Genomic DNA, 8,847 nt, shown 5'->3' on the forward strand with positions numbered 1-8,847 from the left:
GCGCCGGGGGGTGGGCTTTTCGACCGGGTGCCCGGGGTGAAAGGGTGGGAGCCCGGGCGACGGTTGGGCTGCCCAGGGGGAGTGTTCGAGGCGATTCCATGGTCAGCACCGGTGTAGAACGGGGGAGTGACGGCAGTGACGACTTCGGCCCAGTCCGCGCGATCCGACGCGCAACCAGCGGGGCCCGCGGGCACCGGTGAGCAGCAGACCCTGGACAAGGCGGCTCGGGAGAACTTCCCGGTGGCCCCCGGCTTCCTGCCCGCCGCCTGGCGGGACGACCTGATGGCGGTCTACGGCTTCGCCCGCCTGGTGGACGACGCCGGCGACGGGGACCTGGCCGATCCGGCGGGCACCGCGGCGCTGCTGGGGGTGGCCACCCCTTCGGAGCAGTCGGACCAGACGAGCTTCCGCCTCGGTCTGCTGGACGGTCTCGAGCGCGACCTGGACCGGGTTTTCGAGGCGGCGCTGGACCCGCTGGCCGAGCGCCCGCTGCACCCGCTGATGCGCGCGCTGGTGCCGGTGGTCAGCCGGCACGCCGTCACCCCCGAGCCGTTCCGCAAGCTCGTCGAGGCGAACCGGGTGGACCAGACCACCGCCCGCTATCCGACTTTCGACAGTCTGCTGCACTACTGCACGCTGTCCGCCGACCCGGTCGGCCGCCTGGTCCTGGCCATCGCCGACGTCGAGACCATGGAGCGGATCACGCTCTCGGACGCGATCTGCTCGGCGCTGCAGGTCATCGAGCACCTGCAGGACGTCGCCGAGGACCACGGCCGCGGCCGGATCTACCTCCCGGCCGAGGATCTGGACCGGTTCGGCGTCACCGAGGACGATCTCGGGCAGCCGTCCGCGAACCCGCGGGTGCGCGAACTGGTGGCCTTCGAGGCGGCCCGAGCCCGCACCCTGCTCGACCGCGGCGCGCCGCTGGTGGGTACGGTTCGTGGCAGGCTACGTCTGCTGCTGGCGGGATTCACCGCAGGCGGGTACGCGGCGCTGGCGGCCATCGAAGCCGCCGGCCACGACGTGCTCGCCCAGCAGGCGAAGCCCGACAAGCGCCGCCTCGCGCTGAAGGCGGCGGCCATCTTCGCGAAGGGAAGGTGAACGGCCGCGTGGCGGCATCACCACTGGCGTCGGCACCGGTCATGGCGGCCTACCGGTACTGCGAGGCGGTCACCGCCCTGCAGGCCCGCAACTTCAGCTACGGGATCCGGCTGCTGCCGGAGCCCAAGCGGCTGGCCATGTCCGCGCTGTACGCACTGGCCCGCCGGGTCGACGACATCGGCGACGGCGAGCTGCCGCCCGAGCGCAAGACCGAGCAGCTGCTGGCGACCCGGGCGCTGCTGGACGAGATCCGGTCCGGCGAGGTGGCCGAGGAGGACACCGACCCGATCAAGGTCGCGCTGGCCGACGCGGCCCGCCGCTTCCCGGTCCCGCTGGACGCCTTCGACGAGCTGATCGACGGCGTCGAGATGGACCTGCGCGACGCCCAGTACCGGACCTTCGAGGAGCTCAAGGTCTACTGCCGCTGCGTGGCCGGCTCGATCGGCCGGCTCTCGCTCGGCGTCTACGGCTGCGACGACCCCAAGCGCGGCGCCGAGTACGCCGACACCCTGGGCCTGGCGCTGCAGCTCACCAACATCCTGCGCGACCTGCGCGAGGACGCGGTCAACGGCCGCACCTACCTGCCGGCCGAGGACCTGGCCCGGTTCGGCTGCGAGCAGGGCTTCGCACTGCCCGAGCCGCCGCTCGGCGCCGACTTCGCCGGCCTGGTGGCCTTCGAGGCCGAGCGGGCGCAGGGTTACTTCGAGGAGGGCCTGCGGCTGCTGCCGATGCTGGACCGGCGCAGCCGGGCCTGCACCGCGGCGATGGCCGGCATCTACCACCGGCTGCTCGGCCGGATCGCCGCCGACCCGGAGTCGGTGCTGCGCGGCCGGGTGTCGCTGCCGGGCTGGGAGAAGGCGTACGTGGCCCTCTCCGGTCTGGCCGGAGGACGCTCTTGATCCTCGCCGAAACCGGGCAGGGACTGGTCGGGGCAACCGGGGCTCCGGCCGCGCGCACATCGCGCGGCCGGCGGCCGAGCACGCGACGGACGGGCAGGGAGGCATCATGACCGGGCGGGTCGCGGTGCCCGAGCGCACCGCCGTGGTGGTGGGCGGCGGGCTCGCCGGGATCACCGCGGCGCTGCGCCTGGCCGAAGCCGGGGGGAGCGTCACCCTGCTGGAGGCCCGCCCGCGGCTGGGCGGCCTGGCCTTCTCGTTCCGCCGCGGCGAGCTGACCGTGGACAACGGCCAGCACGTCTTCCTGCGCTGCTGCACCGCCTACCGCGGCCTGGTCGACCGGCTCGGCGCCCAGGACCGGGTGGCGATCCAGCCCCGGCTGGACGTGCCGGTGCTCGCGGTGCACGGCGAGCGGCACCGGCTGGGCCGGCTGCGCCGGGCCGCGCTGCCGGTTCCGCTGCACCTGGCCGCCAGCCTGGCGACCTACCCCCACCTGGGCCCGCTGGACCGGCTGCGGGTGGTGCGCGGCGCGCTCGCGCTGCAGCGGCTCGACCTGGCCGATCCGGCGCTGGACGGGCAGTCCTTCGGCGACTGGCTGCGCGCGCACGGGCAGAGCGAGCGGACCGTCGCCGCACTCTGGGACCTGGTCGGGGTGGCCACCCTGAACGCCCGGGCCGACCAGGTCTCGCTGGCGCTGGCCGCGATGGTCTTCAAGACCGGCCTGCTCACCGACCCGGGGGCCAGCGACATCGGCATCGCCGCGGTCCCGCTGGGCGAACTGCACCACGACACCGCGCGGGCCGTGCTGGCCCAGGAGCGGGTGGCGGTGCGGCTGCGGGCCAAGGTGGTGGAGCTGAAGACCGACGCGGACGGGCGGCACACCGTCCGCCTGGAGGACGGCGAGGCGCTGACCGCCGACACCGTGGTGCTGGCCGGTGCCCAGGAGAGCACCGCCGCGCTGCTGCCGGACGGCGCGCTCGACCAGGCGCAGCGGCCGGAGCGGCTGGGCCACGCGCCGATCCTGAACGTGCACGTGATCTACGACCGCAAGGTGCTGCGCCAACCGTTCTTCGCCGCGCTGGACTCCCCGGTGCAGTGGGTCTTCGACCGCACCGCGCACTCCGGCCTGGCCGGCACGGCGCTGGGCGCGGCCCGCCCCGGCGCCCAGTACCTGGCGCTGAGCCAGTCCGCGGTCCAGGACGAGATCGACCTGCCGGTCTCCGAGCTGCGTGCCCGCTACCTGCCGGAGCTGGCCCGGCTGCTGCCGGCCGCCCGGACCGCCGAGGTGCTCGACTTCTTCGTCACCCGGGAGCGCACCGCGACCTTCGACCCGGCCCCGGGCACCGCCGCGCTGCGGCCCGGCCCGGTCACCGGGATTCCCGGCCTGCTGCTGGCCGGCGCGTGGACGGCCACCGGCTGGCCCGCGACCATGGAGGGCGCCGTGCGCAGCGGCCACGCCGCCGCCGACGCCGCGCTCACCGCCGCCGGGCTGCGGGTCCCGGCCGACCGCGGTGACGGGCGGTGGCCCCGGTGACCACGCCCCTCACCCGGGATCCGCACCGCCCCACGGGTAAGACAGTGCCGTCCGACCCGTTCACCGACCACAGCACACCGGCCCAGGGAGAGGGAAGACTCGTGGAGGCACGTCCCAGTACGTTCGCGGGAGCGATGGCCCAGGCCGAGCCCGTTTCGGTACCCGAGCTGCTGGCCAGGGGCCGCACGCTCTGCACCCCGGCGCTGCGCACGGCGGTCGCCCGGCTGGCGGCCCCGATGGACCGGGTCGCGGCCTACCACTTCGGCTGGATCGACGAGGCCGGCAACCCGGCGGCCGGCGACGGCGGCAAGGCGGTGCGTCCGGCGCTGGCGCTGCTCTCCGCCGAGGCGGCGGGTGCCGACCCACTTGCCGGAGTAGCCGGTGGCGTTTCGGTTGAGCTGGTGCACAACTTCTCGCTCCTGCATGATGATCTGATGGACGGTGACGAGACTCGCAGGCACCGGGCCACCGCCTGGACGGTCTTCGGTCCGGCCCAGGCGATCCTGGTCGGCGACGCGCTGGCCACCCTGGGCACCGAGGTGCTGCTGGACGCCGGCCGCAACGGCGCCGCCACCTCCGCGGACGCCGCCCGGGCCGTGCGCCTGATCACCACCGCCACCCGCAAGCTGATCGACGGCCAGGCCCAGGACCTCTCCTTCGAGCACCGCGACGCGGTCACCGTCGCCGAGTGCCTGGAGATGGAGGGCAACAAGACCGGTGCGCTGCTGGCCGCGGCCGCGGCGATCGGTGCGGTGCTGGCCGGCGCCGACGACCGCACGGCCGACGCGCTGGAGCGCTACGGCCACCACCTGGGGCTGGCGTTCCAGGCGGTCGACGACCTGCTCGGCATCTGGGGCGCCACCGAGGTCACCGGCAAGCCGCACTGGGGGGACCTGCGCCAGCGCAAGAAGTCGCTGCCGGTCGCCGCCGCACTCGCCGAGGGCGGCTCGGCCTCGCGCCGGCTGGCCGAACTGCTCGCCGACCCGACCGGGCGCGGCGAGGAGTCCGAGGAGGTGCTCGCCGCTCGGGCGGCACTGATCGAGCAGGCTGGCGGCCGCGCCTGGACCCAGGAGGAGGCCCGCCGCCAGCACCAGACCGCGCTCGCCGCGCTGGACGAGGTACCGATGGCCGACGAGGTGCGTGACCGCTTCGTGGCTCTCGCCGAATTCGTGGTGGTACGAGAGAGGTGACAGCAAGTTGACAGCAACCGCGGACGGCCGGCTCGACCCTGAGTACGATTCCGAGCCGGTCGCGGTGGAGGAGCGGCCCACACCGGCCGACGCACCACTGGCCGTCCCCTGGCGGCCAGGTCCGGGAGCCGCCGAGCCGGAGCAGGCCGAGCAGGCGTCACCCCTGGACCGCGCGGCGATCGAGGACTGCCTGCGCCGGGCCACCGAGCACCTGTTGTCCCTGCAGGACGACGAGGGCTGGTGGAAGGGGAACCTGGAGACCAACGTCACCATGGACGCCGAGGACCTGTTACTCCGTCAGTTCCTGGGCATCCGCACGGCGGAGCAGACCGCGGCGACCGCGGGGTGGATCCGCTCGCAGCAGCGGGAGGACGGTACCTGGGGCACTTTCCACGGCGGCCCCGCGGAGATCTCCACCACGGTGGAGGCCTACGTGGCGCTGCGGTTGGCGGGGGACCGGCCCGAGGATCCGCACATGCGGGCGGCCGCCGAGTACGTGCGCGCCTCGGGCGGCATCGCCGCGACCCGGGTGTTCACCCGGATCTGGCTGGCACTGTTCGGCTGGTGGCCCTGGGAGCGGCTGCCGGAGATGCCACCGGAGATCATCTTCCTGCCCAAATGGCTCCCGCTGAACATCTACGCCTTCGGCTGCTGGGCGCGGCAGACCATCGTGCCGCTCACCGTGGTCTCGGCCCACCGCCCGGTCCGGCCGGCCCCGTTCGACCTCACCGAACTGCACACCGACCCGGCCAACCCCTACCCGCTGCGCCCGCTGGCCCCGCCGGCCAGCTGGGACGGCTTCTTCGAACGCATCGACCTGGTGCTGCACGCGTACCACAAGCGCGCGGTGCGCCCGCTGCGCCGACTGGCGCTCACCCAGGCCAGCCGCTGGATCGTGGAGCGGCAGGAGGCCGACGGCTGCTGGGGCGGCATCCAGCCGCCCGCCGTCTACTCGCTGATCGCCCTGCACCTGCAGGGCTACGAACTCGACCACCCGGTGATGCGGGCCGGCCTGGCCGCCTTCGAACGCTTCACCGTGCACACCGAGGACGGCGCGCGCTGGCTGGAGGCCTGCCAGTCCCCGGTCTGGGACACCTGCCTGGCCACCATCGCGCTGGCCGACGCCGGCCTCGAGCCGGACCATCCGGCCCTGCTCAGAGCCACCGACTGGATGCTCGCCGAGGAGATCACCACGAAGGGCGACTGGGCCGTCCAGCGCCCCCAACTGCCCCCCGGTGGCTGGGCGTTCGAGTTCCACAACGACACCTACCCGGACATCGACGACACCGCCGAGGTGGTGCTGGCGCTGCGCCGGGTCCGCCACCCGGACCCGGCCAAGGTGGCCGGCGCGGTCCGCCGCGGGGTGGAGTGGAGCCTCGGCATGCAGTCCAAGAACGGCGCCTGGGGCGCCTTCGACGTGGACAACACCAGCACCCTGCCGAACAAGCTGCCGTTCTGCGACTTCGGTGAGGTGGTCGACCCGCCGTCGGCCGACGTCACCGCGCACGTGGTGGAGATGCTGGCCGAGGTCGGCCGGGCGGACGACCCGCGGACCAGGCGCGGGGTGGCCTGGCTGCTGGCCAACCAGGAGGCCGAGGGCTCCTGGTTCGGCCGTTGGGGCACCAACTACATCTACGGCACCGGCTCGGTGCTCCCGGCCCTGGTGGCCGCCGGGGTGCCGCGGTCGGATCCGGCGATCCGCCGCGCGGTGCGCTGGCTGGAGGAGCGGCAGAACCAGGACGGCGGCTGGGGTGAGGACATGCGCTCCTACGAGGACCCGCAGAAGTGGTCCGGGCGCGGTGACTCCACCGCCTCGCAGACCGCCTGGGCGCTGATGGCGCTGCTGGCGGCCGGCGAGGGCCCGGGAGGGCAGTTCGCCCCCGGCGACGGCGAGCCGCGCCGGGGCAGCGCCGCGGTCGAACGCGGGGTCCGCTGGCTGGCCGCCACCCAGCTGCCGGAGGGCAGCTGGGACGAGCCGCAGTTCACCGGCACCGGCTTCCCGTGGGACTTCTCGATCAACTACCACCTGTACCGGCTGGTCTTCCCGGTCACGGCACTCGGTCGCTACCTGCACGGCAACCCCGTGCTGGGCGAGGTACGGAGGGGCACGTGAACCGTCCTCTGCTCGTGCTCTGCGCGCTCGCTCCGGAGGAGTGGGCGCTGCGCGGCGGCGACTGGGCGAACGCGCTCGGCGGGCCGGCGGTGCTGGCCCGCACCGGCATGGGCGCGCAGCGGACCGGACGGTCCGTCAGCGGCCTGCTCTCGGTGGGCGATCGCCCGTACTCGGCAGTGCTCTTGACCGGATTCTGCGCCGCGACGGTCCCGGGAACAAGACCGGGGGAGGTGATTGTTGCCGACAAGGTGCAGTCTGTCTCCGGATGTTCAACTGCTACCCGTTCGCCGGAGGTCCTGGCCGGTGCGCTGCGCGGCCTGGGCCTGCCGGTCCGGGTCGGCGCGCTCTACACGGCGGACCGGGTGGTCCGCGGCCGGGAGCGCCAGGAACTGCACCGGGCCGGCTTCGCGGCGGTCGACATGGAGACCGCCGCCGCCTTGGCGCACCTGCCCGACGGCCTGCCGGTGGCAGCCGTGCGGGTGGTGGTGGACACCCCCGAGCACGAGCTGCTCCGCCCGGGGACGCTCCCCGGGGGCCTGCGGGCCTTCCGTACCCTGCGGGCCACCGTGCCCGCCCTGATGGGCTGGCACCGCGCGGTGAGCCGCGAGGTCCAGCCTCCGTTGACGCCCCCTACCCTGCCGACGCTCCCTCAGGAGGCGAGCTAGCCATGGCCATGCCGCTACGCCAGACGATCCGGGTCAGTACCTACCTGCTGCAGCAGAAGTTGATCAAGCGGCAGGAGAAGTTCCCGCTGATCGTGGAGCTGGAGCCGCTGTTCGCCTGCAACCTCGCCTGCGAGGGCTGCGGGAAGATCCAGCACCCGGCCGGGGTGCTCAAGCAGCGGATGCCGGTCGCCCAGGCGGTCGGCGCGGTGCTGGAGTCCGGTGCCCCGATGGTCTCCATCGCCGGCGGCGAGCCGCTGATGCACCCGCAGATCGACGAGATCGTGCGGCAGCTGGTCGCCAAGCGCAAGTACGTCTTCCTCTGCACAAACGCGCTGCTGATGCGCAAGAAGCTGGACAAGTTCACTCCTTCGCCGTACTTCACCTTCACGGTGCACATCGACGGGCTGCGCGAGCGGCACGATGAGTCGGTGGCCAAGGAGGGGACCTTCGACGAGGCGGTGGCCGCCATCAAGGAGGCCAAGCGGCGGGGGTTCCGGGTGACGACGAACAGCACGTTCTTCAACACCGACACCCCGCAGACCATCATCGAGGTACTCGACTACCTCAACGACGAGCTCAAGGTGGACGAGATGATGATCTCGCCCGCCTACGCCTACGAGAAGGCTCCCGACCAGGAGCACTTCCTGGGTGTCGAGCAGACCAGGGAGCTGTTCCGCAAGGCCTTCGCCGGTGGCAACCGCCGCCGCTGGCGGCTGAACCACAGCCCGCTCTTCCTGGACTTCCTCGAGGGCAAGGTCGACTTCGAGTGCACCGCGTGGGGCATTCCCAACTACTCCCTCTTCGGCTGGCAGCGCCCCTGCTACCTGATGTCGGACGGGTACGTGCCCACCTACCGCGAGCTGATCGAGAAGACCGACTGGTCCAAGTACGGACGAGGCAGGGACTCGCGCTGCGACAACTGCATGGCGCACTGCGGCTACGAGCCGACCGCCGTCCTGGCCACCATGGGCTCGCTCAAGGAGTCGATCCGGGCGGCCCGGGAGACGGTGGCCGGGACTCGCTGAGTCGGCCCTCCGGCGCGCGCCCGCCCTGCTGCACGTGCCCCGCTGGACATGCAGGAGCGCGCGCCGGAGCCGACCATGGCAATCAGCACCCACGGCACAGAGCACCGCACGACAAGGATTGAGTCGAACCCATGACCGCGATCTCGCTCGGCATTCCCTCGTTGCCCCTCAAACCCCTGGCCACTCGCCGCCGCTCGCGGCAGATCATGGTCGGCAACGTCCCGGTCGGCGGCGATGCCCCGGTCTCGGTGCAGTCGATGACCACCACGCTCACCTCGGACGTGAACGCGACGCTGCAGCAGGTCGCGCAGCTGACCGCTTCG

The 8,847-nt window shown here is 73.1% G+C and carries 8 protein-coding genes; all 8 read left to right on the plus strand.

Annotated elements, in window-relative coordinates:
• The first annotated feature begins 135 nt into the window (after positions 1-135).
• Entirely contained in the window at positions 136-1,101 is a 966-nt protein-coding gene (gene hpnC / locus C7C46_RS01700) for a squalene synthase HpnC (RefSeq protein ID WP_110664821.1), read from the plus strand.
• 41 nt (positions 1,102-1,142) lie between these two features.
• A complete protein-coding gene (gene hpnD / locus C7C46_RS01705) occupies positions 1,143-2,000 on the plus strand; it encodes a presqualene diphosphate synthase HpnD (protein ID WP_110664847.1) in 858 nt (285 codons plus the stop codon).
• A gap of 106 nt (positions 2,001-2,106) precedes the next feature.
• Complete coding sequence (gene hpnE, locus C7C46_RS01710) at positions 2,107-3,531, plus strand: hydroxysqualene dehydroxylase HpnE (RefSeq protein ID WP_110664823.1); 1,425 nt, start codon at positions 2,107-2,109, stop codon at positions 3,529-3,531.
• Positions 3,532-3,665: 134 nt separating this feature from the next.
• Positions 3,666-4,721 carry a polyprenyl synthetase family protein gene (locus C7C46_RS01715; RefSeq protein ID WP_110664825.1) on the plus strand — a complete coding sequence of 352 codons (1,056 nt, stop codon included), beginning with the start codon at positions 3,666-3,668 and terminating at the stop codon, positions 4,719-4,721.
• 163 nt (positions 4,722-4,884) lie between these two features.
• On the plus strand, positions 4,885-6,834 hold the full coding sequence (gene shc / locus C7C46_RS01720) for a squalene--hopene cyclase (protein WP_245984021.1): 1,950 nt from the start codon (positions 4,885-4,887) through the stop codon (positions 6,832-6,834).
• Positions 6,831-7,499, plus strand: a complete 669-nt coding sequence (locus tag C7C46_RS01725) for a phosphorylase family protein (protein ID WP_110664831.1) — start codon at positions 6,831-6,833, stop codon at positions 7,497-7,499. Before shc ends, C7C46_RS01725 begins: the two co-directional genes overlap by 4 nt.
• 2 nt (positions 7,500-7,501) lie before the next feature.
• Positions 7,502-8,524 (plus strand): adenosyl-hopene transferase HpnH, encoded by a 1,023-nt coding sequence (gene hpnH, locus C7C46_RS01730; protein ID WP_110664833.1) that lies wholly within the window; start codon positions 7,502-7,504, stop codon positions 8,522-8,524.
• Positions 8,525-8,655: 131 nt separating this feature from the next.
• Positions 8,656-8,847: flavodoxin-dependent (E)-4-hydroxy-3-methylbut-2-enyl-diphosphate synthase (locus C7C46_RS01735; RefSeq protein WP_181442137.1), on the plus strand; the 192-nt coding region annotated here is incomplete at its 3' end.

Origin of the sequence: Streptomyces tateyamensis, from assembly GCF_003205575.1 — a bacterium.
GTDB lineage: Bacteria > Actinomycetota > Actinomycetes > Streptomycetales > Streptomycetaceae > Kitasatospora > Kitasatospora tateyamensis.